We start from the raw sequence: 26,572 nt of genomic DNA on the forward strand, positions 1-26,572 counted from the left end.
ATGGTGGCAATTCTTACCGCCGGGTAGGTTCAGGCAGGTGGGGGCGCCGTGAAGTGGATCGGGTTCGTGCCGTTCAGCAGGATCCAGGTCAGCAGCGCCGCGGCGACGGCCACGACCAGCAAACTCACTGCGACGCGGACGCCGAACCGGGTGCGGCCGAAGACCTTGGCATCCACTGAGTAGCAGCCTGCGCCGGTGAACAGCACCGTCGCGGCACCGACCGCGAGCAGGAACGGGACGTTGAACGGTTCCGACCAGAACGCGGCGGCCGCGACGTTGACCGCCCACGCGTCGAGCATCGCGGCGATCACCGCGCAGGCGGCCAACGGTGTCATTGCACCGAGCAGCAGGCCGACGCCACCTGCGGTTTCGGCGGCGGTGACCATGAACGCGGCGAATCCGGGCAGGCGCCAACCGCCGGCTTCCATGAAGTCGACCGTGGTGCGGAAGTCGAACGCTTTGATCAGCCCGGCCTGAACCACTGCGGCGCCGACGCCGATCCGCAAGATGAGCAGGCCGACGTCCGCTATGGAGGCGTCGCTGCGGGTACTCACTTGTGTGGTCGCCATGAGCCGCAGCCTATTCGGCTGGGAGAACGCTGTGAATGCTTCCTTGGTGAACGAACCGGTGGTCACGTTTCGTACTAACCGGTAAGCGGGTGGTTGACCGCCTTAAGTTATCGTTGATAAGTTATCGACGATAGGTCATCGTGAAGGAGGCTACGTGCTGCAACGCATCGCACTGCTCGCCATTGCCGCACCCCGCCGGATCATCGCGGTGGCCCTCCTGGTGATGGTGGCCTCCGGAATCTTCGGCATCCCGGTGGCCAAGCACTTGTCGGCAGGCGGATTCCAGGACCCGACGTCGGAGTCGGCGCAGGCGACCAAGTTGCTCGTCGACAAGTTCGGTCAGGGTGACATGGAGCTGTTGATCAGCGTCACGTCCGACCGCGGCGCGCAGGCACCGGCCGCGCGCGCCGTCGGCACCGAGATCACCGACCAGCTGAAGGCATCGCCGTATGTGGGGGAGGTGACCTCCGCGTGGACCGCGCCTGCGTCCGCCGCTCCCGCGCTGGTCAGTAAGGACGGCAAGACGGGGCTGATCGTCGCGGGCGTCACCGGCGGCGAGAGCGGTGCCCAGCAGCATGCGAAGGAGCTGACCGAAAAGCTGGTGCACGACCGCGACGGCGTCACTGTGCGCGCGGGCGGTGAGGCGATGATCTACGTGCAGATCAACAGCCAGAGCGAAAAGGACCTGCTGACAATGGAATCCATCGCGATTCCGTTGAGCTTCCTCGTGCTGGTCTGGGTGTTCGGCGGTGTGATCTCCGCCGCGCTGCCGTTGGCCGTCGGCGGCTTCGCGATCCTGGGCTCGATGGCGGTGCTGCGGGCCGTCACGTTGATCACCGACGTGTCGATCTTCGCGATGAACCTGACGGTCGCGATGGGGTTGGCACTGGCCATCGACTACACGCTGCTGATCATCAGCAGGTACCGCGACGAACTCGCAGACGGCGCCGACCGCGACCGCGCGCTGGTGCGCACGATGACCACCGCGGGCCGCACCGTGTTGTTCTCGGCGATGACGGTCGCGCTGTCGATGATCGCGATGGTGCTCTTCCCGATGTACTTCCTGAAGTCGTTCGCCTATGCGGGCATCGCGGTGGTGGCGTTCGCGGCGGTGGCCGCGATCGTGGTGGCGCCCGCGGCGATCGCGCTGCTCGGCGACCGGTTGGACTCCCTCGACGTGCGTCGACTGGCCCGCTGGGTGTTTCGCAGGCCCGACCCGGTGCGCAAGCCGATCGAGCAGACCTTCTGGTATCGCACCACCAAAGGCGTTATGCGGCGCGCGATTCCGGTCGGATTGGCGATCGTCACCCTGCTGCTGGTGTTGGGCGCGCCGTTCCTCGGCATCAGATGGGGCTTCCCCGACGATCGTGTCCTGCCGCAGTCGCTGTCCGCGCGACAAGTGGGCGACGACATGCGCGACAACTTCGCCGTCGACTCCGCGCGCAACGTCACCGTCGTCATGCCGGACACCACCGGCGTCGCACCGCCCGACCTAGACCGGTACGCGTCGGAGCTGTCGCAGGTGCCCGACGTGTCGTCGGTGTCGGCGCCCGGCGGCACGTACGTCGACGGCAGGAAGGCCGGACCACCCTCTGCCGCAACGGGATTCAAGGACGGTAGCGCGTTCCTGACCGTCGGCAGCACCGCGCCGCTGTTCAGCGATGCGTCGGAGGCCCAACTCGACCGACTGCGCGCGGTGCCTGCGCCCGCGGGTGAGCACGTGCAGTTGACCGGTGTCGCCCAGATCAATCGCGACAGTTCCGATGCGATCACCTCACGGTTGCCGATGGTCCTCGGCGTTATCGCCGCGATCACGTTCGTGCTGTTGTTCCTGCTGACCGGCAGCGTGGTGCTGCCGCTGAAGGCGTTGGTGCTCAACGTGTTGTCGCTGACCGCCGCGTTCGGCGCGCTGGTGTGGATCTTCCAGGAGGGTCATCTCGGCGCGCTCGGCACCACACCGACGGGCACGATCGTCGCCAATCTGCCGGTGTTGTTGTTCTGTATCGCGTTCGGGCTGTCGATGGACTACGAGGTGTTCCTGGTGTCGCGGATCCGCGAGTACTGGCTGCAGTCCGGCAAGACGCGCGCAGATAACGACGAAAGCGTCGCCCTCGGCCTGGCCCGCACCGGTCGCGTCGTGACCGCCGCCGCCTTGTTGATGGCGATCTCGTTCGCCGCGCTGATCGCCGCTCAGGTGGCGTTCATGCGGATGTTCGGGGTCGGCCTGACGCTCGCGGTGCTCGCCGACGCCACCCTGGTCCGCATGCTGTTGGTGCCCGCCTTCATGCATGTGCTGGGCCGGTGGAACTGGTGGGCGCCCAAGCCATTGGCCAAGTTGCACGAGCGCATCGGCATCAGTGAGACGGCCGACGACGACGAGCCACGGGTCGACGATCGACGACGCGTCGCCGCCGCGGTGGCGGACACTGGTTAGCGTGACGGTTGAACGGTTGCGTCGTCGGCGGCGGGCACCGCGCGGTTCCGGTGACCAGTTGCGCGAGGACATTCTGGACGCGGGGACTGAACTGCTGCTCGAGACCGGACACGCGAAGGCGGTGTCCATCCGGTCGGTCGCGCAGCGGGTCGGGGTCACGCCGCCGTCGATCTATCTGCACTTCGCCGACAAGGACGCGTTACTGGACGCCGTATGCGCGAGGTACTTCGAGAAACTCGACGAGGAGATGCAACGCGTCGCGGCGGATCAGCCGTCGAACATCGACGTGCTGCGCGCCCAGGGGTTGGCCTACGTCAAGTTCGCGGTGAAAACACCTGAGCTGTACCGCATCGCGATGATGAGCGAGAGCAGGCCGGGCAGTGACGTCGACATGGCGCTGAACACTTCGGCGTTCGTGCACATGCGCAACGCTGTGGAGGCGTTGATCGCCGACGGCACATATCCTGCGGGCGACGCGACCACCTTCGCGCTGGAACTGTGGACGGTGGCGCACGGCTTGGCGGCGCTGCTGATCTCGCGGCCGTATCTACCGTGGGGGGACACCGAGGTGTTCGTCGACCGGGTGTTGAGGGCGATGTGCGTCGGTCAGATCGTGACCGGGCCGCTCGACCTCGACCTGTCGCCCACACAGACCATCGGAATGCTGAAGGGGATGCTCGATGAGCAGCACGACCGTCGATAATCCGTTCTTCGCCAGGGTGTGGACCTGGATGGCCAGCCACGAGCCCGAACCGCTCAAGCGGCTGAGGCGGGAGAACCTCGCGGGCCTTTCGGGCCGTGTGCTCGAGGTCGGCGCGGGCACCGGGACGAACTTCGCGCTGTATCCGGACACCGTGACCGAGGTGGTCGCGGTCGAGCCCGAGCGCAGGCTGGCGGTGCAGGCGCAGCAGGCGGCGGCCGCGGCGCCGGTGCCGGTCACCGTCAGCAGCCAGACGGTGGAGCAGTTCTCGGACAGCGAGCCCTTCGACGCGGCCGTGTGCTCGTTGGTGCTGTGTTCGGTCGACGAACCGTCAAGCGTTGTGCGGCAACTGTTTTCGGTGCTGAAGCCGGGCGGTGAGCTGCGCTACTTCGAGCACATCGCCAGCACCGGCGCGCGGGCCCGGTTGCAGCGCATTGCCGACGCCACGCTGTGGCCGCGGTTGGCAGGCAACTGCCACACGCATCGGCACACCGAGCAGACCATCGCCGACGCGGGCTTCACGGTGACCCGTGCGCGCCGCGAGTGGGTGGTTCCGCGGTGGCTGCCGGTGCCGACGTCGGAGGTCGCACTCGGCCGGGCCGTCAAGCCTTCGCCTCCGGCGTGATTTGTGTGCGTTGACGAGCTGTGAGCGCTCCGAAACGCGCACAAGTCAACGGATCGCTTGCCTTATCTCGGCAATCACTCGATCCGGGTACATCGTGAGGTCCAGCCAGGTGAACCGCAGGACCGTCCACCCAAGCAAAGCGATCTTGTTCTGCCTGTTGCGGTCGCCGACAAACACATCCGGGTCGCTGTGGAACGCCCATCCATCCGCTTCCAGGGCCACCTTCTGCTTGGGAAATCCGACGTCGACTTTGTAGCCGCCGACTGGATAGTTCGCTTGCCAGCCGGTGATGCCCGCCTGGCGGAGCAGGCTCACGAGAAGTCGTTCGGCTTCCGAACGGGCGCCGTCGGAGGCTGCTTGCAGTAGCCGTCTGGCCGCGGGCGATCCGTGGCGGCCCTTATTGCGCAGATGTGCACGCCAGAGGTCGCGCAGATCGACGTGGCGCTGCAACGCCGAATCCATCAAGGCGGCACCACCTCGAGTCCGGACGGCAGCCTCGACGACGGTGAGCGCTAACTCAGTTACCCGCAAGGTTTTTCGCTCGACGACGTCCGCCGGCGCCAAGTCGCGTCGTCGCATGCGCACACCGTCGCGGTGCGGATGGTGACTCGCTCTCGGTACGGTCACTTCGACGATGTCCGGCGCGAACTTCGTCAGATCGTGCCACCACGCGGCCGCGAGCCCACTGGCGGCGGCGTTCGCACCGTAGCCCCAGACGGAGGCTCGCACGCGTGCTGCATCGGTGAATGGACGGTCGTCGACGAAAAACACGCCTGGCGTTACGCGACGCCAGTGCTTCGACCGGACCCGCCGGTCGACGGCGTGCCTGCTCAGCCCCGCTTGATGTGCTTGCGCCAAGGTGATGACGCCGTCTTGCCGCCGTAGAAATTCATTGAGCACATGAGAGGTGGACGCGCGCGCAGCTTGCGCGGTTCCCCCTCCCGCGATTTGTGTGCGCAGAAGAGCGGTGAGCGCTCGAGAACGTGCACAAATCGCCGGGGGGCGAAGGCTAAGTGAGCAGGGTCGGTATCCGCTGCAGCAGGCCCGGCAGCGCGGTCGCGGCCGATTCGCGCACCACCGCCGTCGCCGAGTCGGACAGCGGTGTGGGCTCGGGGTTGACCTCGATGACCGGGATGCCCTTGGCCACCGCGAACTCGGGCAGTCCGGCCGCCGGGTAGACGATCGAGGAGGTGCCCACCACGATCACCAGATCGGCGTTTGTCACCGCGTCGACCGACCGCTGCCACGCGTCCTCGGGCAGCGCCTCGCCGAACCACACCACGTTCGGGCGGATCAACCCGCCGCACGAACACTGCGGCGGATCAACAGACGCCACCGGTTCGGGCATGTCGGGAATCGCCTCGCGATACTCGCCCTGGCAATGGTCGCAACGGAATTCGAACAAGCTGCCGTGCAGGTGGTAGACCTTCTGGCTGCCGGCGCGCTCGTGCAGATTGTCGACGTTCTGGGTGACGACGTGCACGTCGGCGTAGTCCTGCCAGGCCGCTACGGCCAGGTGGCCGTTGTTGGGCTGCACCGCGCCCATCATGTGGTGCCGCCACAGGTACCAGGCCCACACCTTGTCCGGGTGCTCCCGCCAACCCTCGGTGCTGGAGATCTCGTAGGGGTCGACCTTCGCCCACAGCCCCGTCTCGGCGTCGCGGAACGTCGGCACTCCGCTCTCTGCGGAAATGCCTGCCCCGCTGAGCACGGTCAGTTGCACATCACCAAAGTAGCGGGTTTGCGGGATACTGATGCACGTGGCCGAGTTGGGGGATTGGGTACGCGTTGACCAGAACGTCGCCAAGCCGCTTTTCGACCAGCTCAGGACGCAGATCATCGACGGGGTCAGAGACGGCAAGCTGCCGCCTGGGACCCGGCTGCCGACGGTCCGCGAACTAGCGGGGCAAATGGGGCTGGCGGTCAACACAGTGGCACGCGCATATCGGGAACTGGAAACGGCGGGGATTCTCGAAACCCGGGGGCGTTTCGGGACTTTCGTGGCGCGGGTCGATCCGGCGGACACCGCGATGGCGACCGCCGCGCACACGTTCGTCACCGCGGCGCGCGCGCTGGGGATCGAGAAGGACGACGCGTTGCGCTACGTCGAGGCCGCGTTCGGCTGACTAGCCGAATTCGAGCAGGGCGAACACCGGCCTGATCGGATCGAGCAGCGGAATGCGCTGCGCGGTCCACAGCAGCGTGTTCATCACTTTGCCGCGAGCAGCGGGAAACGGCACATCATGGACGGCCCGGATGCCGGGCACCATGTTGACCAGGTTTGCGATCTCCGACGGCGACAACGTGAACGGCATGGGTGGCACCCGGTAGCGCAGCGACGCCCGCACGCCGCGGCGCTGTAACGCCTTCAGGCCGCTCGGCGGCAGGTCGAACATCATCTGGCCGCCGGGGAAGCGTTTGGCGCATTCGGTGATCAACGCCATCGCCTCGTCGGGTTGCAGGTACATCAGCAGCCCCTCGGCGGTGACAAACACGCCGTGTTCGGCGTCGACCTGGTCCATCCAGCTGAAGTCGAGCGCCGACTGGGCCAGCATCCTGATCCGGTCGGAGGCGGGCAGCAACTTACGACGCAACGCGATCATCGGCGGGAGATCCACGGTGAGCCAACGGAATTCGTCGCCGACCCCGGCAGCGTCCAGGCGGAAGAAGCTGGTCTGCAACCCCTCGGCGAGCGCGACCACCGTCGCCTTCGGGTGGTCGCCGAGGTAGCGGCGGGTGGCCCTGTCGTAGGCCAGGGCCCGCAGCGCCATGTCCTGGCGGCGGGAGAAGCCGAACTTCGCGTAGTCGTAGTCGATGGCGTCGGCCAACTCGATCGCCATCGGGTCGTCGATGATCGAATCCGGCCTGCGTGCCTCGTTGGCCCGCACCCTCAGCGTCAGCAGGGCGGTCTCGGAGACGCCCGTCAACACCGTGCCGTCCGCCTTCGCCGTCGGGGCCGCCGTCACCGCAGCACCTTCTCCACGGTGCGCAGATTGCGGGTGGTGGTCGACGATTTGTAGCGCTTCTTGCCCATGGTCTTCCCGATCGTGGTGTCCAGCGTGCCGGTCTTGGGCACCTGCCAATAGATGACGCCGTCACCGCGGGCGATCTTCTCGTCGGGCCCCGCGTCCGCGGCGAGCGCAGCGAGCTCGTCGAGCACCTGCTCGTCGGTGACGAAGGTGACGTAGGAGTGGTGGCCTTCGACTTCGCGGTCGAACGGATAGTTCTCGGAGATCTTGGCGACGGTGCGCACGTCGTAGGCGAGTACCCAGGCGTCGTAACCGAAGGCCGCACGCAGCGCTTTTTCGGCCTTCTTGCGCACCGCGTCCACCCCGGCGCGGCTCTCGAACAGCACGTTTCCGCTCGCCAAAATCGTTCGGACGCTTGTGAACCCAGCTTCTTCGAACGCCTTGGCCACGTCGGCCATCTTGAGATTGACGCCGCCGACGTTTACGCCACGCAGGAAAGCGGCGTACCGGGCCATGACTGCGATCCTAGTTGCCGAATCATTCCGCCAGACGGCCGTGAGATCGCAGAATCCAGACGGATCGCGATCTGTGAGCAGTCTCGACGCATAGCGACGTAGGCTCGACTCATGGGGCGCCAGGTGTTCGACGACAAGCTGTTGGCCGTGCTGTGCGGGAACTCGCTGGGCGTGCTGGCCACCATCAAACGCGACGGCAGGCCGCAGTTGTCGAACGTGTCGTACTGGTTCGACAAGCCCAACCTGACCATCCAGGCGTCGATCACGGAGGACCGCGCCAAGACCCGCAACCTGCGCCGCGACCCGAGGGCGTCGATCCACGTCAGTTCCGACGACGGTTGGGCGTACGCCGTCGCCGAGGGCGAGGCGGTGCTGACCCCGCCCGCCGCAGCGCCGGACGACGACACCGTCGAGGCGCTGATTGCGTTGTATCGCAATATCGCAGGCGAGCATCCCGACTGGGACGACTACCGGCGCGCCATGGTCGACGAACGTCGGGTGGTGATGACGCTGCCGATCGCCCACGTCTACGGGATGCCGCCGGGCAGGCGATAAAGCACACGACGACGGCGACCGCAGGGGGATAGGCTTTCCGTCATGGCATCAGAGGGCGGGAGCGAAGCGACCCGGGAATCGGCAGCGGAACCGGAAGACGACACCAAGCGCAAGTTCCGGGAAGCGCTGGAGCGGAAGAAGGCCAAGGCAGCGGGCGGTGCCGACCACAAAAACGGTGGCGCCAAGCAGCCTCGGGCACACGGACCGTTGGAAAGCCGTCGGGAGTTCCGCCGCAAGAGCGGTTAGGGGCTCCGATGACGCCGGAGTTCCTGCTGACCACGCTGATCGTGGTCGCGACGCCGGGGGCAGGCGTGCTGTACACCGTCGCGGCCGGGCTGTCCCGTGGTTGGCGAGCCAGTCTGGTGGCGGCGTTCGCATGCACCCTTGGCATCGTGCCGCACATGATCGCCGCGGTGACTGGGTTGGCGGCCATCATGCACGCCAGTGCGATGGCATTCTCGATCATCAAGTTGCTGGGCGTCGCCTACCTTCTTTACTTGGCGTGGAAGACATTTCGCGATAAGTCGGTGTTCCAGGTCCAGGACGGCCCCGCGACGGTGTCGCCGTGGCGGGTGATCGTGTCCGGTGTTCTGGTCAACACGCTGAACCCGAAGTTGACCATCTTCTTCTTCGCGTTCCTGCCGCAGTTCGTCGCGCCCGACCGGCCGGGGGCAGTGGCGCTGATGGTGTACCTCAGCGCGATCTTCATGGCGGTGACGCTGGTGGTGTTCAGCGTCTACGGCGTATTCGCCGCGGCCGTCCGGCGCGAGGTGATCTCGCGGCCGCGGGTGGTCGCCTGGATGCGGCGCAGCTTCGCGGCCACCTACGTCATCCTGGCGGGCAGGCTGGCGGCGTCGACCCGCTGACCTTCACCTGCCAGCGCCCGCGCGGCGACCAGCGCGACCAGCATCACGGCCACGCAGTAGAGGCCCTGATCCTTGAGGCCCCAGCCGACCGAGGCCAGCGTCGCCGCCCCGGCGAGGCACAGCGATGCGCCGACCGCCGCGCTGCGCCGACCCGGCCGCGCGACATGTCCGCCGTCCCACAGCGGCAGCGGCCGGTTCTCCAACGGCCGCAACGCCACGAACAACAGGGCCACCAGCGCGGCCATCAACACCAGTTGCAGCACCGACAGCGCGACGAAGCCGGGCGCCGACGGGTCGAACCGCGGATGGCCGAGGTAGTCGAACACCACGTGCATGGCCAGCAGTGGCGGGATGTGCCAGAGATACAGCGTCATCGCGCCGGAGTTGGCGATCGCTGTCAGCCACCACACCCGCGGCCGCCGCGCCCACCGGCCGATCGCGGGTGCGGCGCCAATCACGAACGCGCACATCATGATTGCGTGCCCGGCCAGCAGCAGCGACGGCGGTGTCATGTTCTTCAGGTGCTGGCTATCGATGCCGACCAGGCTCAGCTCGTAGGGGCCGAGCACCAGCAGCGCCACGTTGACCGCGAGCATCACCGCACCCAACGCCAACGCGGTGGGTCCGCTGAGCAGGCGGCGACGGTAGGCGATGCCGAACATGCCGGGTATCAACCAGACCACCATGTTCAGATAGCCGAGAGCGGTCAGCCTGTCGACGTTGATCCGAACCGCGTCGACGACCGCGATGACCGCGTAGGTGCCCGCCACCGCCGCGACCAACCGACCGGTGCTGGTGACGCGGGCCAGCAGCGGGACCGTCGCGAGCACCAGAACGTAGGCGCCGAGAAACCACAGCAACTGGATCGAGATCCCGGCGACCGGTTCGTACACGTGCTCGGGCAGCACCGTCCTGAGCAGTAAAAGCGCGACGCCCCAGAACGCCAGGTAGTAGAACACCGGCCGGTAGAGGCGAGTGCAGCGCCGCATCAGCCAGTTGCCCCAACTGGTTTCCGGTTTCCACGAGTCGACAGACGCCGCGACGCCTGCGAAGAAGAACAGCGGCATGATCTGGAAGATCCACGTCAGCGCCTGGAACATCGGCGACGCGGTCAGCAGGTTGCTCCAGATGAACACCCCGTCGCGCAGCGTGCTGGTGGCCATGATGGTGTGGCCGACCACGACGCCGAGAAGCGAGGCGATGCGGATGACGTCGATGGCCCGGTCACGCGTCGCGGGGGTGCTCGCCTCGACCTCGGCCGGGCTTCCGAACAGCGTCATGCCGCAACGGTAGGCCCGAACGTGCTAGGTAGATGTACTCAACTTTCGGCTCTGCGGCCATTGCCGTTGACAATGCTGACGACGGCGAAGTCTGCCCAAACGCGCAGACTCGTCGAAGAACGTCCGCGCGACTAGCTCGCCCTAGCGGACGCGTAGTGCCCCGGAACCATCCTGGTAGAGACGGCGAATCGATTCCATGCGTTGATCATCGTGATCGCCCCGATCAGGTAGACCAACTCTGTCTCGCTGAATTCGTTTGCGGCCCTGGCATACAGCTCGTCGGGAACGCCGGCACGGCTGAGTAGGGTGATTGCCTCCGTCAGCTCGACAGCCGCGATCTCTCGCGCCGTATAGAAGTGCCTCGACTCCCGCCAGCCGTCGAGTTGGACGATCCGCTCTACCGACTCGCCGGCCGCCAGCGCGTCTTTGGTGTGCATATCGATGCAATAGGCGCAGTGGTTGATCTGTGACGAGCGGATCTTCACCAGATTGAGCTCCCGAGCCTCCACACCATGCCCGGTCGCGGTGTCGAGGCGGGCCATGGCTTTGAATACATCGGGGGCGAGTTTCATCCAATCCAGACGTTGGGTGTGTTCGGCAAGACGGGGAGCGGCGTACTGCGCATCGTTGGTGGTCATAACGCCACACTAGGACTAATATGGCCCACTGTAACGGGCCACTATGTGACTAAATGAGTGGGCCATTTATGACGAGGGTAGATTTCGCCAGCCGTTGCGGAGGTACTCGAGAATCCTCAAATGGCTTGGGAGAGTGCGATTATGAGGGAGGTCGCCAATGGTGAAGGCGTCGTCGGCGACGAGCACCGACCTTCATCTCGACCTCGGCGGCGCAGGGTTGCGTGCAGGCCTGATGAATGCCCTCCGTGACGCCATCCGTACCGAGCGTCTGGGGCCTGGCACGAAGCTCCCGTCGTCGCGGGCACTGGCGGTTGATCTCGGCATCGCGCGGAACACCGTCGCAGAGTGCTACGCGGAGTTGATCGCCGAGGGTTGGCTCGTGGCGCAGCAGGGCTCGGGCACCCGAGTCGCCCGACGTGCGCGCCCGCTCAGCAGCGCGCGCGCACCTGCCCGGATATCGTTGCCACCGTTTCGGCCGGCGACCGGGCTGATGCCCGGAGCGCCCGACCTTGCTGAGTTTCCGCGTACGCAATGGCTGGCCGCGGCTCGACGCGCATTGATGGCCGCGCCGAATGATGCTCTGTCCTACGGCGATCCACGCGGCCAACCGGCGCTGCGGGCCATCCTCAGTGAGTATCTTGCCCGGTCGCGCGGGGTGTACGCGGAGCCGGAGCGGATCGTGATCTGCGCTGGCTTTCACCAAGGCCTCGTGCTCATCGCGCAGGCGCTCAAGGCGCGCAGGGCAAGGAGTGTTGCCGTCGAGTCCTATGGTCTCGATACGTATCGCCGTCTACTGCAGAGTGCCGGACTCCACACGCCGGCGCTCTATGTCGACGAGCGCGGGGCGCGCATTGACGCTCTGACTGACTTGAAGGACGTCGGCGCGGTCCTGCTGACACCGGCGCATCAGTACCCGACCGGAGTGGCACTGGATCCCGACAGGCGTGCCGCAGCCGTCGACTGGGCGCGCACTGTGGGTGGTCTGCTCCTCGAGGATGATTACGACGGCGAGTTCAGGTATGACCGTCAGCCGGTCGGCGCCCTGCAGGGGCTCGACCCTGAACGCGTCGTGTACTTTGGCTCTGCGAGCAAGTCATTGGCGCCGGGTCTGCGGCTCGCTTGGATGGTGGTGCCCGAAGAACTGGTCGCTGAAGTTGTTGTGGCCAAGGGCAATGCTGACTGGTCGAGTGCACTGGAGCAGTTGACACTCGCCGACTTCATCGCCTCAGGCGCGTATGACCGGCATGTGCGTCTGATGCGTTTGCACTATCGCCGCCGCCGCGACCAGTTGGTCGCCGCGGTGACCAACCGGTCACGCAGAGTTCGCGTCACGGGGATGGCCGCAGGACTTCAGGCAATTGTGGATCTCCCTGCGGGAACTGAGAAACAAGTTGTCGCAGCGGCGGAAATCCGGGGTTTGGGAATCAGCGGGTTGTCACAGTTTCGATGCGAGAAGGCAGGCCCCGGGTGGGATTTTCCCGACCGTGACGCGTTGGTGGTCGGATTCGGGGGTCCATCGGACAGCGCTTGGCCGAGCGCATTGGGGGCGCTGTGCTCGGTATTGCCTTGAGTTCACTTCCGACGGTCAGTTCAAGGCGGTTGCCCTGCGAGCCAGCCGGGACTGTGCCCGCAGGCTGGCCAGTGCCAAAAGGGCACTGGCCGCGCTGTAGCAGATGACGGTGGGTACGACGCCGATGCAGGCGGTCATTCTGCCCGCGACAACGACTGGGACCCCGAACGCAATGTAGGAGACGAGATAGATCGCGGCGGCGACCGCCGCGCGCTGATGTGTGGCCGCAAGCGGCAACACAAGCCGCAGAGACGCCGCGAAGGATGCGCCGAAGCCCGCACCTGCGACCCCCTGTCCGACGAACATCACGACCAAAATTCCTAGCATCGCGCCGCAGGCGATGCCGGTTGCTCCTGCGATCGATGCATAGATGCCCACCATCATCAGTCGACGGTCTTCGAGTCGGGCGAAGAGCAGTGTGGCCAGGGCTGAGGCGGCAGGCGCGAGGAATCCGCACAGGCCGTTGAGAAGTCCGCTGTCGAGATCAAAGACACTGCGAACCATGCTGGGTGCGAGGCCGCCCGCGAGACCCGACAGCATCCAGATCGCCGTGATCACCGGCACAGCTGCCGCGAATTCCGTTAGTGCAGGGGGCGGTACGGCTACGCGAGGGATCAGCGAACGAAGCGCACCGGGTGCGCGGGTGGCAGTCTCCGGTGACAGGGCGACGACGACGACGCTGAGCGCCGTGATGACAATCAGGGTGATGAAGACGATGGCGTTCGGGGCGGTCGTCAGTTGAATAGCGGTGCCTGCAAGCAGAGAGCCGGCCGCGAGACCACCCGTGAGGCTGACGCTAGCGAGTATGGAGCCGAGCCTCTTCCGGTTCGGTGGGGCGTGCTCTACGAGCGATGCAGTGAACGCTGCGGTCGCCGTGCCGGTAGCGATTCCCTGGACGATGCGGGCCACGATCACCCATTGCACATCGGATGCGCCGAAGAACAGCACATTCGACGTCAGTTGAATGATCAACGCACCGACCAGGACTGGGCGCCTACCTACGTGATCCGACAAAGACCCCACGGTGACGACGGCCGCGAGAAAGCCGATGGCGAATACCGCGAACGCCAGGGTGAGCTGTGCTGCGGAGAGGCGCCATCGCTCTTGGTAGAGAACCAACAGCGGCATCAGGACGCCCGATGCGAGATACACACCGGTAAAACTGAAGGCTGCGCCCGTCAGAGCCAATCCGGCGGGGATGGCAGGGACATGGCAGCTCGTCGGCAGGGTACGCACGGTTCGAACGCTAGGCGCACAGTGGTCCGTGGATATGGGCCATTCGAGCAGTATTCTGGTGGGCCACTTAGAGCTCCTCGTATAGCGCCGAAACCAATGGAAAGCGACGAGTCTTGTTGTGGCACAGAGTTGATCATCACGTTCGGTGTCAGTGCCTACGTGGCGTACAGGCAGAGAAGTCGACTGTTTGAAGCGTAGGCCACGACCCGTCGAGGAACATCTACAGTCTCACAGGCGCTGCCACTGTTACGGCCGTGACGAAATGCTCTCAATCATTCTGGCCACCAACGGAATATACATCGAGGTAAGGAATTCTCATGACTGTGATACGAACCGCGGCGGTTCAATTGAGTCCAGTGCTCTACAGCCGCGAGAAGACCGTTGAGAAGATCGTCGGTAAGATCGCCGAGTTGGGCAGTCGAAAGGTGCAGTTCGCGACGTTCCCCGAAGCCGTCGTCCCGTACTACCCCTACTTCAGCTTCGTCCAGCCCCCGTTCAAACTCGCCGCTGAGCATCTCAGGCTGATGGAGCGGGCCGTCACCATTCCGTCCCCCGCGATCGACGCGCTCAGTGAAGCTGCTCGGCAAGCGGGCGTCGTGGTCGCCATCGGTGTCACCGAAAGAGAACGGTGGCATTTTGTTCAATACTCAGCTGCTCTTTGACGCCGACGGCACACTCGTCCAGCGCAGGCACAAGGTCACGCCGACGTATCACGAACGCATCCGCTGGGGACAGGGCGACGGGCGAGGCCTGGTAGCTAGCTCGTCGTGGTCGGCGCTTCGGACGCCTTGACCAACTGCACCTCGGGCCTGGCGGGCACCTCGTCGGCCAGGAACCAGCGGAACGCGAGGTTGCCGCGCGGATAGTCCAGTGTGGTCAGCGAATTCGGGTGCGCCGTCAGCCCGTGAGAGACCACGATCGTCACCGAACCGTCCGAATTGGGCACGACGCTGTGGCCGTTGACCGAGCTGCGCGCATCGTTGACGTTGTGGGTGGCCATGAACTGGTTCCACACCACCAGATTCCAGAACCGGCACTGCGGCGGCCGATGGGTGATGACGAGCGCTTCGTCGTCGTCGAGCACGAAACTGCCGTACGCGTAACACGCGTCGCGCGCGGACCAGCCGAAGTTGGCATCGGGCACCTGGTACGGATCGGCGAATTGGTTTGCCACTTGCGATATCTCGTGCCCGAGTGCGTGCGTGTCGTCGACGCGCACCCCGACGGCGAGCGGCACGATCGCGAACATCGTCCGCAGCCACGCGGCGCTGGCCCGCAGTGCGGCGGCCGTCTCGGCGTCGCCGTGCCGAATCGGTTCGGGCTCGTCGAGTGCCTCGATGCGCCAACGGACAGGGCGTCCCGTCATCGGATCGGCCTGGTAGTCGCGGGTCAACAGCACCGCGGCGTCGGGTGTCGGCGCCAACTCGAACGAGAAGTTGCCGTCGCCGTCGAAATCGAGGTCGTCGTCGCGCACGAGCGCAACGATCCGGTCGGACCAGGTGCCGGGCGCGGGTTCGTTGTACGCCGTCACCGAGAAGTACACGCTGTCGCCACGGTTACCGCTGATGCGGTAGCGGCGCTTCGGGTCGACGGGGCACATGTAGTAATAGGCGTCCGTGTTGTCCCCGCCCCACCGGCGGTCGCGCCGGAACGGCGTATTGAGTTCGACGAACATCGGCCGACTTGGCTCTGCGAACAGGTAGGTGTCGAAGGCCACGCCCAGCGTGGTGGCGAGCATCCGGTAGCCGTCGGCGATGTGCCGGTCGTCGCTGACCGCGCGGTCACCTTCGAGGAATGAACGGTCAAGACTGCCAAGCGTTTCCAGCAGCTCATGCCACGCGGCGGTCGATTCGTGGGTCACGCACTAATTCCTCTCAGTATCAAGGTGGCGGTGCGCTCGACCCAGTCATCGTCGAGTGCTGCGCCGCGAGTGAGCAGCGCAAGGAACGTGATGCCCGCCAGGGCCTCGGTCAGATCCGCCGCCGTGACGTCGGGACGAATCTCGTTGCGCGCCAGCGCTTTTTCCAGGCGTTCGGTCAGTCCCTGCGACAGGATCCCGCTGAACCGCGCCAGCAGGGCCGCGTGCAGGGTCTCCTCGGCGGCCATCTCGCCGACAAGGCCAGGCAACGCCGCGCGTGCCGCCGGCGTGGTCAGCACCGCCGCCGTGCGGCGCACCATTTCACGAACGTCGCCGACCAGCGAACCGGTGTCGGGCAGGTCCGTCCCGCTGTCGATCGGAAAGACCGCCTCGTGCACCAGGTGCGCCTTGCTCGGCCAGCGCCGGTAGATCGCGGGCTTGCTGGTGTGCGCCCGGCGCGCGATCGCGTCGACCGAGAGCGCGGCGTACCCGGTCTCACCGAGCAGGTCGACCGTCGCGCGCAGCACCGCACCGTCGATACGTGCGTCGCGGGGTCTGCCGATCTCTACCGTCATTACGAAACTCAGAGTAACATAAGTCGGCGTGACCCACGCCACACCGGGATTGGTGCATCTCGATGACCTCGCCGAGCCGCACTTCAGCGTTGAGGCACAACAGATCCGCGAGATGATGACCATGTTGGCGGCAGACTGTCCGCTCGAGGCGGACGCGTTGCACGCCAGGGCGATCGCCGACACGGGTCTCGACGATTTCGGATCCGACGACTACCGCGAACGCCTCGACGTCTACCTGGCGGCGCTGCATGACATCGACGACATGCACGCGCCGGGCATCGTCAACTTCTTCGGCCAGCTGTCGCAATGGCTGAAGAACCGGCTACTGCTGACCGATTTGTTGAAGCGGCATCCCGAGATTCACGACATCGACCTGCTGCCGCCGGTGGTGATTGCAGGCCTGCCGCGCACCGGCACCACGCATCTGCACAACCTGCTCGCAACGGCGTCCACATTTCGGACGTTGCCCTACTGGGAGAGTTTCGAACCGTTCCCGCTGCCCGCGGAGGCCGGCGTCGAACCGGATCCGCGGGTTGCGCGGATGGACGTGGCGGTGAGCGTGATGAACACGCTGATGCCGCATTTCGCGCTCATGCACGAGATGACCACCGAACACGTGCACGAGGAAATCCAGTTGCTGGCCAACGACTTCTCCACGATGTTCATGGAGACCCTGGCGTACGTCCCGCGGTGGGAGTCCTACTACCTCAGCCATGACCAGACGTCGACGTACGAGTATCTGGCGACTCAACTGCGGGCGCTGCAATTCCTGCGTGGGGGCAGGCGCTGGCTGCTCAAGTCGCCCCAGCACCTCGAACAGCTTCCGGTGCTGGACAAGGTGTTCCCGGGTGTCGCGGTGGTGTGCACACACCGCGATCCGATCCCGGTGGCCATCTCGATGGTCGCGATGCTCGTCTACTCCGCGCGGATGCACCGGTCACCGGTCCCGGTCGAGCAGATCGCCGCGGCCTGGATCGACCGGCTTGCCGCGATGCTCGACGCGCTCGTCCGCGATCGCGACGTCGTCGCCCCGGAACGCTCGATCGACGTGACCTTCGACGATTTCATGGCCGACGAACTCGGTGTCGCCGAACGTGTTTTCGGACTCGTCGGGGAACCGATGACCGGCGAGACTCGCGCGGCGATCGCGAATTACCTGGCGGGCCACCAGCGCGGCAGGCTCGGCACGGTGGCGACGTCGTGTGAGATGTTCGGGCTGGACCAGAACCAGATGCGTGAGCGTTTCGCTCCCTACGTCAGCCGATTCCTGAACTGACGACCTCACGCGACTGCCGCGCCTCGAGTATCAGGATGCCCACCAGGCAGATGGCCGACAGGATCGCGACGGCGATCGCGAAAGTCACACCGGCAGTCTGCAAGCCCCAGTGCCGCGCCGCGACGCCTTCACCGACCACCGGCAGTGAGATCGCGACGTACGCGACGACGAAGTACGTCGAACTGACCTCGGCCCGACGGTCGGCGGGTGTGAGTTCGGCGACCGCCGCCAGGCCGCGGCTGAAGCTGATGCCCTGCCCGATACCCGTCACCACCGCGGCCGCGATCAGTCCGGCCAGTGACGAAACCTCCAGCGCCACGGCGAGAACCACCATGCCCGCCACCAGGATCGCGCAACCGATCGCGACGGCGCGGTTCGGATCGAGGTTGCGCGCGGCGAGCTGGGCCACCGCGGACGCGAAGAAGATGGTGCTGGCGATCAGCCCGGCCACCGCGTGGTTGTCGATGCCGACGACCCCGGAGAGGAACGACGGAGCCACCGCGGCGAACAGCCCGGTCACCGCGAAGCCGGCGAATGCGGCAAGCGAGGCGACCACGAAAACCGCGCGCACCTCGGGAGGCACCGACAACCGCTGCACACCGATGCTGCCCGTGCGCGCAGATGTTTCCGGGACGACGAACACCGCTACGCCCGCCAACACCGCCAGCACAATGTGCACGACGAAGCTGAGCTTCAGCGGCGCAGGCGCGTACTCCACCAGCAGGCCCGCCAACAACGGCCCCACGCCGAGGCCGCCCATGTTGGCGACCGTCGCCACCGCCGCGGCCTTGGTGCGCCACGACTCGGGTGCGGCCTCGATGACGGCCGCGGTGGCGGTACCGGTGAAGATGCCGGCCGACAGGCCGGACAACACACGCCCGACGAGCAGCAGCGACACCGAGTCGGCGGCGAGGAAGACCGCGGCGCTCGCCAGCGCCGCCACCACACCCGCCAGCAGCACGGGCCGTCTGCCGATCGCATCGGACCAGCGTCCGAACACCAGCAGGGCGAACAGCACGCCGCCCGCGTACGACGCGTAGATCACCGTGGTGGTCAACACCGCAAAGTGCATGTGCTCGCCGTACAGCGCATACATCGGCGTCGGCAACGTGGTGCCGACCATGATGGCCGCGAACGCGTAGGCCAACAGGCCGAAGGTGAAACGTCGAGCGGTCACGCGTGAAGATAACCCACCTGGACGCCTCGGTAATCCCGCGGTTTAGTGGCTGACGGCCTTCTCCGCGCCGATCCCGGTTAGCGAGCGCACCTCGAATTCGGCGTTGACCGCCGGATCGCCGCGCTCGGGTGAGCTCAGGGTGCCGACGATGCCGAGCAAAAACGCCAGCGGAATCGACACGATGCCCGGATTGGCCAGCGGGAACCAGGCGAAGTCGACGTTCGGCAGCATCGCGGTCTTGGCGCCGGAGACCGCGGGGGAGAAGACGATCAGCACGATCGTGGAGATCAGGCCGCCGTACATGCTCCACAGTGCGCCGCGGGTGTTGAACCGCGGCCAGTACAGCGAGTACAGGATCGTCGGCAGGTTGGCCGCCGCCGCGACCGCGAACGCCAGTGCGACCAGGAAGGCGATGTTCTGTTCGGCGGCCAGGATGCCGAGGCCGATCGCGAGAATGCCGAGCACGACGACCGTGATGCGGGAGACCCGCACCTGTTCGTCCTCGGTCACCTGATGGCTCTTCATCACGCTGGCGTAGATGTCGTGTGCGAATGAGGTTGCGGCCGTGATGGTCAGGCCGGCTACCACCGCGAGGATGGTCGCGAACGCGACCGCGGAGATCACGCCGAGCAGGATCACGCCACCGAGTTCGAAGGCGAGCAACGGCGCGGCCGAGTTCTGCGCGCCAGGCGCCGCCAGGATCTCGTCAGGGCCGACCAGCGCGGCGGCGCCGTAACCCAGTGCCAGCGTGAACAGATAGAACGCGCCGATCAACACGATCGCCCAGACCACCGAGCGGCGGGCCTCTTTGGCCGTCGGCACCGTGTAGAAGCGCATCAGCACGTGCGGCAGGCCCGCGGTGCCGAGCACCAGGGCCAGCGCCAGCGAGATGAAGTTGATCTGCGACGTCAGCGACGTGCCGTACTGGGCACCGGGCGCCAGCACGTCGCGCTTGGCGACTGCCTCGTTGGCCGAACTGGACACCGCGTTCTGTGCGGCGCCGAGGATGTCGGAGAAGTTCAACCCGAACTTGCCGAGCACGATGACGGTCATCAGCGCGGCGCCGCCGATCAGCAGCACGGCCTTGATGATCTGCACCCAGGTGGTGCCCTTCATCCCGCCGATCAGGACGTAGACGATCATCAACAAGCCGACGACGGCGATCACCAGCGCCTGGCCCAGATCGCCGGTGACGTTGAGCAGCAGCGCGACCAGGCCGCCCGCGCCCGCCATCTGGGCGAGCAGGTAGAACAGGCACACGGCCAGGGTGGTGGTGGCCGCGGCGATGCGTACCGGCCGTTGCCTGAGCCGGAAGCTCAGCACATCGGCCATGGTGAATTTGCCTGAGTTCCTGAGCAATTCGGCCACCAGCAGCAGGGCGACCAGCCACGCGACCAGGAACCCGATGGAATACAGGAAGCCGTCGTAACCGTAAACCGCGATGGCGCCTGCGATGCCGAGGAAGCTGGCCGCAGACAGATAGTCGCCCGATATCGCGATGCCGTTCTGCGGGCCGGTGAAGGCGCGTCCCGCAGTGAAGAATTCGGCGGCGGTGGTGTTCTTCTTGCTGGCCCGGATCACGATGAACAGGGTGATCGCGACGAACAGCGCGAAGATGCCGATGTTGGCGACAGGGTTGCCGACGGCCTCGGCGGCAAGGATGTCGACGGTCACGCCGCACCGCCTTCTAGCTTGGCGCGAATGGCTGCAGCGCGCGGGTCGAGTTCACGGTTGGCGAACCGGACGTAGATTCCTGTGATGACGAATGTCGACACGAATTGGCCGAGGCCGATGAGCAATCCGACGTTGATGTTGCCCCACACCTTGATGGCCATGAAGTCATGTGCGAACGCGCCGAGCAGCACGTAGGCGAAGTACCAGACCAGGAATACCGCGCTCATCGGAAAGACGAAGCGGCGCAGCCTGTTTCGCAACTCGTGAAACTCCGGACTGGACTGCACGGCCAGATACTCTTCGCCGCTGACAATGGTTTCCTGCGGTGGATGTTGGGTCCCGGGCACGGTGACTCCTGACCTCGATGTGTAGTTGTGCGCGCGGCCGCGCGGTGAGACCTGCGTCACAATAAGCTAGTTCCCAGGCAACTCCAAGCTCAAACGCGGGATCTAGACTGACGAAGTGGCGAAACTGCAGCTAGTTCAAGACCCGGCGGCCGACGCGCTGCTGGAGTCCAATCCGTTTGCGCTGCTGGTGGGCATGCTTCTCGACCAGCAGTACCCGATGGAGGCGGCGTTCGCGGGGCCGAAGAAGATCGCCGACCGGATGGGCGGGGTGGACGCCCGCGAGATCGCCGATTACGACCCCGACAAATTCGCGGCGCTGTGCTCGAAAACTCCTGCAATTCACCGCTTTCCGGGATCCATGGCAAAGCGGATCCAGGATCTGGCGCAGATCATCGTCGACCAGTACGACGGTGACGCGTCGGCGCTGTGGACAGGGGGCGATCCGGACGGGCCCGAGGTGTTGCGTCGAATCAAGGCGCTGCCGGGGTTCGGCGAGCAGAAGGCCAAGATCTTCCTCGCGCTGCTGGGCAAGCAGTACGGGGTGACGCCGAAGGGGTGGCGGCAAGCGGCGGGGGACTACGGCAAGGCCGGGTCGTTCATGTCGGTGGCCGACGTGACAGACGCGGGGTCGCTGGAAAAGGTGCGGTCGTACAAGAAGCAGGCGAAGGCGGCAGCCAAGGCTGCGAAGGCCTAGCTCGCGCGGTGGTCGTGCTGCAGGTCGAGTTGGGCCAGTGACGTCAGGATGTGGGCGACGACGCGGCCCGTCGACGTCCCGGTGTCGAGGCCTTCCTTCAACGTGCGCAGCCTGATTCCGCGGTCGGTGAGGTCGGCGATGGTGCGCGTCACCTCGGCGGCCGAGCGGCCCAGGCGGTCGACCGCGACCACCACGACGGTGTCGCCCGAACGCGCGTAGCTCAACATCGCGTGCAGGCCGGCGCGGGCGCGCTCGGCGGTATCGGACAACTTGTCGGTGAACACCCGTCGCGGGTCGACGCCTGCAGCATTGAGTTCCGCGAGCTGTCCTTCAAGGTTCTGCTCGGCGGCGCTGGCTGTGGCGTAGCCCAGCGTGCAGGTCACCGATCCAAGGTCTCACGGCTGCCGTCGCGAAGGGAAGCGATGACACCGCATCGATTTCAGCTAACTGCCGAACCGTTACCCGACGACAAACGGCTCGCCGTCGAAGCGTTCGCGGGTCGCCAGTTCGGTGACCGGCTTGCGGGTCAGTTTGGAGAACTGCTTGACCGGTTTACCGATCGGAAGGATGGCGGCGATCGCGTAGTCGTCGGGGATGCCGAGCAGTTCTTTGACACGTGGCTCCTCGGCCACTGCCATGGTGGTCAGCACGCCGCCGTAGCCTTCGTTGCGCGCAGCGAGCAGGATGTTCCAGACGAGCGGATAGATCGAGGCGCCCGCGATGACGCCGATGCGGTCGAGATTCTGGTCGAACGCCGCGCAGACGTTGAGATCCACTGTGACGACGAGGACCGCGGCGGCGCTGAGCACGGGCGCGCCGAGCTGGGCCGGCACCTCGGTGGCGGCGACCTGTTCGGGCGAAACCTTCATGGGCCGCACCGGGTTCCACGGGCCCTCGCCGTTTCTGGACTGCGCGATGTAGCGCTGCGCGCCGGTGACGCTGAGTTCGACGATCGCCTCGCGGGTGGCCTCCTCCCGTACGACGATCACCCGCGCTCCCTGGCGGTTGCCGCCGCTGGGTGCGAAGCGGGCGTTGTCGAGGATGCGCTCGATGACTTCGTCCGGCACGGGGTCGTCGGTGAATCGGCGGGCCGCGCCGGTGGTGCGCATCACGTCATACAAGTCCATGACCGCCATCTTCCGATATGCGATTGTGAACATATGAAGACTCATCTGAACTGTCCCTGTGGTGAGGCCATCACCGGCAAGGACGAGGACGACCTCGTCGAGAAGGCCCAGGCTCATCTGGCCGAGGCACATCCCGGCCGCGAGTACGACCGGGACATGATCCTCTTTATGGCCTACTGACCGTCACGGCACGGTCTGGTTGTCGGTTGTTTCCCCGCCCACCGGCCGCGGAGGTGGCGAAATCACTCGGGCGGCAACGCTACTTCTTGACGGTGTGTTGCGGGTCCACGCCGAACTAGGGAACGACCGTCGAGCCGATCGTCGGCATGAATTGGCACTGCTTGTCGACCGTGGTGACCTGTCCGAAGATCGTCGAGATGATGCTGCCCGAGCCGGTGTCGACGATGGCCGACAGCGTCGTCGGCCCGTTCGGGTTGATATCAGGCCGCGGCTTCAGCGTCGCGCTGCCCGACTTGCCCGTCGTCAGATTCACCCACGTGACGTTCAACGGCAGCTTCTGCTCCGCCGCGGGCGCGGGGGTGCCGATCGCGGTGAACACATAGGCCGTCTGGCCCGCGGTCGGTCCGGGCGACGGGATCTTCGCCGGACCCGCGACCGAGATCGCGGTCGCCAACACATTGCCGCCGTCGGCCAGGCACCCGTTGCTGATCGACGGATACAGGAAGTCCTGCGTCGTCGGTGAGTCAGGACCGAAGCCGGGCGCCGTGGCCGGGGCAGCCGCGGGATCGGGTGCGGGCGCGGGTGCCGGAGCCGCCTCGGGGGCGGGTGCCGCCGCTGCAACCGGAATCGCCGCGGGTGCCGCCGCTGGAGCCGCCGCGGGTGCCGGAGCGGGCGGGAGCACCGGTGCCGCATCGGGCACCGGACCGACGGCGTGCGCCGGATCAACCCCCAGCGGCAGATGCGCCTCCGCGCCCGGCACCGCGCCGGGCGCGGGGACGTGAGCGACGAACTGGTTCACAGCCGTCGCCACGTTCCGCGAATCCGACGGCAGCGCCGAGTTTCCCGCGAAAGCGGCCGCGGCGGCCATCAACATCGAGGCGGCGTTGGTCGGATCCGCCGCGGCCTGTTGTATCGCCGGGCCGATGCCCTGCACCGCCGACAAGCCCGGCGCCTGCAACGCATCGATCGGCAGCGGCGCGGGCGCCGGGTCGGCATTGGCCGCCGGCACCATTCCACCCAACAGCAGCGCTACCGACGACCCGACGACGGCCGCGGCGCCGCCGAACTTCGTCCTGATCGATCCCATGATGTCCCCGATTCCTGGTAGTGGTTATCGCTGCGCAGGTGTCGTCACGGCAGGGCCGACAACGGCATCAACAGCGGTGCGACGCTCGCGGCCGGTGCAGGGGCAGCAGCAGGAGCAGCCGGGGCGGCGGGAGCGGCAACCGGAGCCGCGGGTGCGGCCGCCGGAGTCGCCGCGGGCAACAGGCCTGCCAACGGCATGCCCTGCGGCAGCAGCGAGGCGAGGCCGGTCGGCAATCCGGACAACAGGTTCTGCGGCGCCGGTGCGGCGGCAGCAGCCGGTGCGGCCGCGGGGGCCGCCGGAGCCTGCGGAAGCGTGAGCGACGCCGTCGCGGGCGGCGCGGGGGTGGCCGCTGGCGCCGCCGCAGGAGCCGCGGCCTGCGTACCGCTGAGCACTGACGTCAGGCCCTGCATCAGGGTGGTCGCGGCGGCCGGGTTGGTCGCCAACTGCTGCAGGAACGGCAGGCCGGGCACGCCAGGAGTGGGCGCCGGCGCGGCTGCCGGCTCAGCTGCCGCGGTGGCGCTGAGTCCCAATGCGACCGGTACCGCACTCGCCGCGGCGATCATGCTGGTGACAAGCATTTTTCTGGTGAATTTCATGGTTCTCCCAATTCGTTGGTGGCACGCCTGGGCCCGACAGTCGTCCAGTTACTGGTGTTACTCAAGTGACACGTGTGGCGGTTATTCAACCGTTACGGATGCGAAGGGAATCGGTGACCGTCGCTAGAGTCGGGCGGATAGACACCTCGACTGACGCCGCACCGCGCATGGCCGCCCGCTTGGCCGCCGCGGCGCCCGTGCTTTTGGCGCTCAGCATCGCCGCGCGCTTCGCGTGGACCTACCTGGTGCCCAACGGCGCCAACTTCGTCGACCTTCGCGTGTATGTCGGCGGCGCGGCGGCACTCGACCACCGCGGCACGCTGTACGACTACGTCTACGCCGACCAGACGCCCGACTTTCCGCTGCCCTTCACCTATCCGCCGTTCGCGGCCGTCGTGTTCTATCCACTGCATCTGATTCCGTTCGGAATCCTCGCGTTCGCTTGGCAACTCGGCATCATCGCCGCGCTCTACGGTGTGGCGCGGATCAGCCAGCGACTGGTGACCGGTCCGCAGAGCGATCGACGCATCGCGATGGTGTGGACCGCGGTGGGCATCTGGATCGAACCGCTGCGCAGCACCTTCGACTACGGCCAGATCAACGTGCTCCTCACGCTGGCCGTGTTGTACGCCGTCTACAGCACGCGCTGGTGGCTGTCCGGGCTGCTGGTCGGACTCGCGGCAGGTGTGAAACTCACGCCTGCGGTGTCCGGTTTGTACTTCGTCGGCGCGAGGCGATGGGGCGCCGTGGTGTTCTCTGCGGTGGTGTTCTTCGCGACCATCGCGGTCTCTGCGCTCGTCGTCGGCGACCAAACCCGTTACTACTTCACGGAATTGCTCGGCAACGCCGACCGCGTGGGCCCGATCGGGACGTCGTTCAACCAGTCATGGCGCGGCGGGATTTCGCGGATCCTCGGACACGACGCCGGCTACGGGCCGATCGTGATAACAGGCATCGTGGTCACTGCGGTGCTCGCGGTGCTTGCGTGGCGCGCCATCGGCGGTGCTGCCGACCGGCTCGGCGCCATCGTCATCGTGCAACTGTTCGGGCTGCTGCTGTCGCCGATCTCGTGGACCCATCACTGGGTGTGGCTGATCCCGCTGATGATCTGGCTGCTGCACGGCCCGCTGCGGCACCGCCTCGGCGCAAGAGTGCTGGGCTGGGGCTGGCTCGTCCTCACCCTGATCGGCGTGCCGTGGCTGCTGAGCTTCGCGCAGCCGACGATCTGGGTGATCTCCCGGCCGTGGTACCTGGCCTGGGCCGGCCTGATCTACATCGTCGCCACGCTGGCGACGCTTGGGTGGATCGCCGCTACGGGTTCCCGACGATCTGATTTATCTCCCGCGCCATCGCCAGATCCCTCTCGGTGATTCCGCCCTCCGAATGCGTCACCAACGCAAAAGTCACTGTCCGCCAGCGGATGTCGATGTCGGGGTGATGGTCTTTCTGCTCCGCCTTCTCGCCGACGCGGCGCACGGCGTCGATACCGTCGAGGAAGGCGGGAAACTTGACCGAGCGGCGCAGTGCGCCACCAGCGCGTGCCCAGCCGGGTAGGTCCGGCAGCGCGGCATCTACTTGGTCGTCCGTCAACACAGCCATCTAGCCAACGTAGCGCGAGCGTGGTTCGCCTGACAGGTCCCTGACAGACACATTTCGCAGGATTGAGGTGTGCATCGGCGTTCTGTCTCTGTTGTCGCCGCGGGCGGGTTGCTGGTCGTCCTGTTGGTCGGGCTGGTCGTGTCGGTCTTCGGGGTGTCCGACAGCGCCGAACACCCACCAAGGCAACCGGTTTCGTTGCCGCCGACGACGACGGCGGCGGTGTCCACGCCCAGCGCGACGAGCGCTGTCGCCCCGATACCGTCGCCCACCGTCACCCAGGAGCCGGTCCCGTTCGACGCGTCGCAGGCCGCGCAGCTGACGGCGGAGATGATGACGCCTCCGCCACCCGATCCGGGGCGCTCGCTGTTGCACCAGCTGTTTCCGCATCTGTTCCCAAGCGGCTGACGCGCCGTATACCGTCGCGG

The 26,572-nt window shown here is 66.3% G+C and carries 31 protein-coding genes and 1 pseudogene; 14 read left to right on the forward strand and 18 right to left on the reverse strand.

Going from position 1 to position 26,572, the window contains the following annotated elements; translation table 11 throughout:
• Nucleotides 1-29: 29 nt before the first annotated feature.
• The gene (locus tag C1A30_RS33915; RefSeq protein ID WP_101953087.1) at nt 30-569 is read right to left on the reverse strand and encodes a DoxX family protein; all 540 of its coding nucleotides are present in this window, start codon (nt 567-569) and stop codon (nt 30-32) included.
• A 154-nt stretch (nt 570-723) separates the two neighbouring features.
• Between C1A30_RS33915 and C1A30_RS33920 the strand changes: the two genes are divergently transcribed.
• Genes C1A30_RS33920 through C1A30_RS33930 form a run of 3 tightly spaced genes read left to right on the forward strand, consistent with a single transcriptional unit; the run spans nt 724 to nt 4,328 of the window.
• Entirely contained in the window at nt 724-3,003 is a 2,280-nt protein-coding gene (locus C1A30_RS33920) for an MMPL family transporter (protein ID WP_101952549.1), read from the forward strand.
• 1 nt (nt 3,004) lies between these two features.
• On the forward strand, nt 3,005-3,706 hold the full coding sequence (locus tag C1A30_RS33925; protein WP_200828502.1) for a TetR/AcrR family transcriptional regulator: 702 nt from the start codon (nt 3,005-3,007) through the stop codon (nt 3,704-3,706).
• Nucleotides 3,684-4,328: a class I SAM-dependent methyltransferase gene (locus tag C1A30_RS33930; protein WP_101952550.1), complete on the forward strand. Its 645-nt coding sequence runs from the start codon at nt 3,684-3,686 to the stop codon at nt 4,326-4,328. The genes C1A30_RS33925 and C1A30_RS33930 overlap by 23 nt, the downstream gene beginning before the upstream one ends.
• Nucleotides 4,329-4,373: 45 nt before the next feature.
• Here the strand turns inward: C1A30_RS33930 and C1A30_RS33935 are convergent, their stop codons facing one another.
• Entirely contained in the window at nt 4,374-5,228 is an 855-nt protein-coding gene (locus tag C1A30_RS33935) for a type IV toxin-antitoxin system AbiEi family antitoxin domain-containing protein (protein ID WP_101952551.1), read from the reverse strand.
• Between the two features lie 109 nt (nt 5,229-5,337).
• Entirely contained in the window at nt 5,338-6,051 is a 714-nt protein-coding gene (locus tag C1A30_RS33940) for an NAD-dependent deacylase (protein ID WP_200828503.1), read from the reverse strand.
• Between the two features lie 37 nt (nt 6,052-6,088).
• Here C1A30_RS33940 and C1A30_RS33945 point away from each other — a divergent pair, with 37 nt between their 5' ends.
• Entirely contained in the window at nt 6,089-6,454 is a 366-nt protein-coding gene (locus C1A30_RS33945) for a GntR family transcriptional regulator (protein WP_101953089.1), read from the forward strand.
• Here the strand turns inward: C1A30_RS33945 and C1A30_RS33950 are convergent, their stop codons facing one another.
• Entirely contained in the window at nt 6,455-7,294 is an 840-nt protein-coding gene (locus C1A30_RS33950; protein ID WP_101952553.1) for a class I SAM-dependent methyltransferase, read from the reverse strand. It abuts the gene before it with no gap.
• Nucleotides 7,291-7,812, reverse strand: coding sequence for a DUF1697 domain-containing protein (locus C1A30_RS33955; protein WP_101952554.1), 522 nt, complete (start codon nt 7,810-7,812; stop codon nt 7,291-7,293). The genes C1A30_RS33950 and C1A30_RS33955 overlap by 4 nt, the downstream gene beginning before the upstream one ends.
• Before the next feature lie 111 nt (nt 7,813-7,923).
• Between C1A30_RS33955 and C1A30_RS33960 the strand changes: the two genes are divergently transcribed.
• The 3 genes from C1A30_RS33960 to C1A30_RS33970 are packed head-to-tail and all read left to right on the forward strand — an operon-like array spanning nt 7,924 to nt 9,233.
• Nucleotides 7,924-8,367, forward strand: coding sequence for a PPOX class F420-dependent oxidoreductase (locus tag C1A30_RS33960; protein WP_101952555.1), 444 nt, complete (start codon nt 7,924-7,926; stop codon nt 8,365-8,367).
• A gap of 42 nt (nt 8,368-8,409) precedes the next feature.
• Nucleotides 8,410-8,613, forward strand: a complete 204-nt coding sequence (locus C1A30_RS33965; RefSeq protein ID WP_101952556.1) for a DUF5302 domain-containing protein — start codon at nt 8,410-8,412, stop codon at nt 8,611-8,613.
• Between the two features lie 8 nt (nt 8,614-8,621).
• Nucleotides 8,622-9,233: a LysE family translocator gene (locus tag C1A30_RS33970; protein ID WP_101952557.1), complete on the forward strand. Its 612-nt coding sequence runs from the start codon at nt 8,622-8,624 to the stop codon at nt 9,231-9,233.
• On the opposite strand, the gene C1A30_RS33975 is transcribed toward C1A30_RS33970, so the two are convergent.
• Entirely contained in the window at nt 9,191-10,513 is a 1,323-nt protein-coding gene (locus C1A30_RS33975) for an acyltransferase (RefSeq protein ID WP_101952558.1), read from the reverse strand. The genes C1A30_RS33970 and C1A30_RS33975 overlap by 43 nt on opposite strands.
• 131 nt (nt 10,514-10,644) lie before the next feature.
• Nucleotides 10,645-11,151, reverse strand: coding sequence for a carboxymuconolactone decarboxylase family protein (locus tag C1A30_RS33980; protein WP_101952559.1), 507 nt, complete (start codon nt 11,149-11,151; stop codon nt 10,645-10,647).
• A 157-nt stretch (nt 11,152-11,308) separates the two neighbouring features.
• Here C1A30_RS33980 and C1A30_RS33985 point away from each other — a divergent pair, with 157 nt between their 5' ends.
• The gene (locus C1A30_RS33985) at nt 11,309-12,721 is read left to right on the forward strand and encodes a PLP-dependent aminotransferase family protein (RefSeq protein ID WP_101952560.1); all 1,413 of its coding nucleotides are present in this window, start codon (nt 11,309-11,311) and stop codon (nt 12,719-12,721) included.
• 15 nt (nt 12,722-12,736) lie between these two features.
• Here the strand turns inward: C1A30_RS33985 and C1A30_RS33990 are convergent, their stop codons facing one another.
• Nucleotides 12,737-13,957: an MFS transporter gene (locus C1A30_RS33990; protein WP_235010330.1), complete on the reverse strand. Its 1,221-nt coding sequence runs from the start codon at nt 13,955-13,957 to the stop codon at nt 12,737-12,739.
• Nucleotides 13,958-14,274: 317 nt separating this feature from the next.
• On the opposite strand from C1A30_RS33990, the pseudogene C1A30_RS33995 reads away from it, so the two are divergent.
• Nucleotides 14,275-14,749: pseudogene (locus C1A30_RS33995) on the forward strand (nitrilase-related carbon-nitrogen hydrolase).
• On the opposite strand, the gene C1A30_RS34000 reads toward C1A30_RS33995, so the two are convergent.
• A complete protein-coding gene (locus C1A30_RS34000) occupies nt 14,715-15,818 on the reverse strand; it encodes a DUF1214 domain-containing protein (RefSeq protein ID WP_101952562.1) in 1,104 nt (367 codons plus the stop codon). The pseudogene C1A30_RS33995 and the gene C1A30_RS34000 overlap by 35 nt on opposite strands.
• Nucleotides 15,815-16,390 (reverse strand): TetR/AcrR family transcriptional regulator, encoded by a 576-nt coding sequence (locus tag C1A30_RS34005; protein ID WP_101952563.1) that lies wholly within the window; start codon nt 16,388-16,390, stop codon nt 15,815-15,817. The genes C1A30_RS34000 and C1A30_RS34005 overlap by 4 nt, the downstream gene beginning before the upstream one ends.
• 112 nt (nt 16,391-16,502) lie before the next feature.
• Here C1A30_RS34005 and C1A30_RS34010 point away from each other — a divergent pair, with 112 nt between their 5' ends.
• A complete protein-coding gene (locus C1A30_RS34010; RefSeq protein WP_101953091.1) occupies nt 16,503-17,666 on the forward strand; it encodes a sulfotransferase in 1,164 nt (387 codons plus the stop codon).
• Here C1A30_RS34010 and C1A30_RS34015 read toward each other — a convergent pair.
• The 3 genes from C1A30_RS34015 to C1A30_RS34025 form a co-directional block, all read right to left on the reverse strand.
• Nucleotides 17,647-18,789 (reverse strand): MFS transporter, encoded by a 1,143-nt coding sequence (locus tag C1A30_RS34015; RefSeq protein ID WP_101953090.1) that lies wholly within the window; start codon nt 18,787-18,789, stop codon nt 17,647-17,649. The genes C1A30_RS34010 and C1A30_RS34015 overlap by 20 nt on opposite strands.
• Nucleotides 18,790-18,885: 96 nt before the next feature.
• Nucleotides 18,886-20,517: a cation acetate symporter gene (locus C1A30_RS34020; RefSeq protein WP_101952564.1), complete on the reverse strand. Its 1,632-nt coding sequence runs from the start codon at nt 20,515-20,517 to the stop codon at nt 18,886-18,888.
• Complete coding sequence (locus C1A30_RS34025; RefSeq protein WP_101953092.1) at nt 20,514-20,864, reverse strand: DUF485 domain-containing protein; 351 nt, start codon at nt 20,862-20,864, stop codon at nt 20,514-20,516. Before C1A30_RS34025 ends, C1A30_RS34020 begins: the two co-directional genes overlap by 4 nt.
• A 115-nt stretch (nt 20,865-20,979) precedes the next feature.
• On the opposite strand from C1A30_RS34025, the gene C1A30_RS34030 reads away from it, so the two are divergent.
• Nucleotides 20,980-21,558, forward strand: coding sequence for an HhH-GPD-type base excision DNA repair protein (locus C1A30_RS34030; RefSeq protein WP_101952565.1), 579 nt, complete (start codon nt 20,980-20,982; stop codon nt 21,556-21,558).
• On the opposite strand, the gene C1A30_RS34035 is transcribed toward C1A30_RS34030, so the two are convergent.
• Together C1A30_RS34035 and C1A30_RS34040 are read right to left on the reverse strand one after the other, a co-directional pair.
• Nucleotides 21,555-21,941, reverse strand: a complete 387-nt coding sequence (locus C1A30_RS34035; protein ID WP_101952566.1) for a recombinase family protein — start codon at nt 21,939-21,941, stop codon at nt 21,555-21,557. The two genes, C1A30_RS34030 and C1A30_RS34035, sit on opposite strands and share 4 nt — an antisense overlap.
• 75 nt (nt 21,942-22,016) lie before the next feature.
• Nucleotides 22,017-22,685: a nitroreductase family protein gene (locus tag C1A30_RS34040; RefSeq protein WP_101953093.1), complete on the reverse strand. Its 669-nt coding sequence runs from the start codon at nt 22,683-22,685 to the stop codon at nt 22,017-22,019.
• Nucleotides 22,686-22,718: 33 nt separating this feature from the next.
• Between C1A30_RS34040 and C1A30_RS34045 the strand changes: the two genes are divergently transcribed.
• Nucleotides 22,719-22,865 carry a DUF1059 domain-containing protein gene (locus C1A30_RS34045; RefSeq protein WP_067802734.1) on the forward strand — a complete coding sequence of 49 codons (147 nt, stop codon included), beginning with the start codon at nt 22,719-22,721 and terminating at the stop codon, nt 22,863-22,865.
• Between the two features lie 115 nt (nt 22,866-22,980).
• Here C1A30_RS34045 and C1A30_RS34050 read toward each other — a convergent pair whose 3' ends face one another.
• The gene (locus tag C1A30_RS34050) at nt 22,981-23,952 is read right to left on the reverse strand and encodes a hypothetical protein (RefSeq protein ID WP_101952567.1); all 972 of its coding nucleotides are present in this window, start codon (nt 23,950-23,952) and stop codon (nt 22,981-22,983) included.
• Between the two features lie 44 nt (nt 23,953-23,996).
• Nucleotides 23,997-24,548, reverse strand: coding sequence for a hypothetical protein (locus C1A30_RS34055; protein WP_101952568.1), 552 nt, complete (start codon nt 24,546-24,548; stop codon nt 23,997-23,999).
• A gap of 98 nt (nt 24,549-24,646) precedes the next feature.
• Between C1A30_RS34055 and C1A30_RS34060 the strand changes: the two genes are divergently transcribed.
• Nucleotides 24,647-25,918 (forward strand): mannosyltransferase, encoded by a 1,272-nt coding sequence (locus C1A30_RS34060; protein ID WP_101952569.1) that lies wholly within the window; start codon nt 24,647-24,649, stop codon nt 25,916-25,918.
• On the opposite strand, the gene C1A30_RS34065 is transcribed toward C1A30_RS34060, so the two are convergent.
• On the reverse strand, nt 25,860-26,147 hold the full coding sequence (locus C1A30_RS34065; protein WP_101952570.1) for a 4a-hydroxytetrahydrobiopterin dehydratase: 288 nt from the start codon (nt 26,145-26,147) through the stop codon (nt 25,860-25,862). The genes C1A30_RS34060 and C1A30_RS34065 overlap by 59 nt on opposite strands.
• Nucleotides 26,148-26,216: 69 nt before the next feature.
• Here C1A30_RS34065 and C1A30_RS34070 point away from each other — a divergent pair, with 69 nt between their 5' ends.
• Nucleotides 26,217-26,552 carry a hypothetical protein gene (locus C1A30_RS34070; protein ID WP_142392705.1) on the forward strand — a complete coding sequence of 112 codons (336 nt, stop codon included), beginning with the start codon at nt 26,217-26,219 and terminating at the stop codon, nt 26,550-26,552.
• The last annotated feature ends 20 nt before the right edge of the window (nt 26,553-26,572 follow it).

This window comes from Mycobacterium sp. 3519A (genome assembly GCF_900240945.1).
Classification (GTDB): Bacteria; Actinomycetota; Actinomycetes; order Mycobacteriales; family Mycobacteriaceae; genus Mycobacterium.